The sequence below is a fragment of the Spirosoma spitsbergense DSM 19989 genome (assembly GCF_000374085.1).
Taxonomy (GTDB): Bacteria; Bacteroidota; Bacteroidia; order Cytophagales; family Spirosomataceae; genus Spirosoma; species Spirosoma spitsbergense.
In genome coordinates this window covers 1-1,290 of the sequence record NZ_KB893534.1, presented here as the reverse complement: position 1 = coordinate 1,290, position 1,290 = coordinate 1, and the positions used below count along the sequence as shown (strand labels likewise).

Here is a 1,290-nt window from a genome sequence, read left to right as displayed (position 1 = left end):
ACGGGGCCGATTTCTATGATCTATACAAGCGTAGGCTTATAGTTTTCGTCATAATTTCGATCGTCTCGGATACAGGCGAAAATGCGAAGCACAAGCTTGTTACGCACATTGTTAATAACGAGCATTTTGTTCTTGCCCTCCGCTACTTTTCGTTCATAATACGTCTTCAGTTCTTGACAATGTTGTATCGCCGATAAAGCAGCTAAGTGGAGTAAGGATTTGACCACGCGGTGGCCGCTTTTTTATTGGCCATCTGGCTAACTTTAGGCTTCCCTTTACGTTGGCCCGAACTGTGTTCGAAAGGAACAACGCCAGCGTAGCAAGCATACTTTTTGGGATCTGTAATGCTTTTGAACTCGTTGGTTGTAATGATCACTTCGACGGCCGTCGTTTGGCTAATGCCTTTAATGGAAGTCACTCGTTCGAACAGATGCTTGAGTTCTGGGTCGCTCTCAATAACGGCAGCGATTGATTTATCCGTAGCTTTCAAGTCAGCTTTGAGTGCTTTGAGCGAATGGCTACAAGCTTGTTGATTGGCGTTTCGATCTTCTTTACTAATAAATCCTTCTGTATTAGTAAGAGGGGTTTTTAACAACTTAATAGCCTTCATCAATCGGGCACGTTGAGCGGTAAGTCGATCTAACTGGCTGATAACCTGACGAGGTGGTGCCCACAAACGGGCATCTTCTCGGTTTTTGTAGGCAAATAAAGCGATTCGCTTCGCGTCCAGCTTGTCCGTTTTTCCTCGACATAAGCCCAGACTATCTCTAATATGAGCCGCTCGTTCCACCCAAATCGAGGCTTTCTGATAGAGTGCATTTAATAAAGGGTTATTATAAATACCAGTAAACTCCAGGCAAAACAGACAATCAACTAAGTTGACTTTAGTCTGTTTGCGAAGTTCTTTTAGAAATTGAGTAATGCCTTTTTTATCGTTGCTCACTTGCTGATGAAACAAGACTTTATTAGAGACGACAACGGCAAAATCAAGTGTGTCTTTGGAGACATCGACGCCAACGAAATGAGTAAAAAGCATATTTTTGACTTAGTTAAAATGGATATCGACCAACGTTTAACTCAACTCATTACCTTGCTAATGGGTCTGCGGCCCGCATTTCTATTTGAGTTGAAGAGTTAAGAACCCGGTGGGGCTTCAATCGGCCCATAGGTTTTGCCTGGCCCGAGCGCTAAGGTGTCCCACCGGGGTTGGTTTCTCACAGTTTGTGAGGGCTTTAAGTTACACGACTATCTTGGAATCGCACAACGGGGTAAATCTAAAGGCCCGAGCGG

1 pseudogene is annotated in these 1,290 nt (G+C 44.2%); it reads right to left on the bottom strand.

Features of this window, described 5'->3' with window-relative positions:
- Positions 1-20: 20 nt before the first annotated feature.
- Positions 21-1,036, bottom strand: a pseudogene (locus B157_RS35380) (IS110 family RNA-guided transposase).
- Positions 1,037-1,290: the final 254 nt, after the last annotated feature.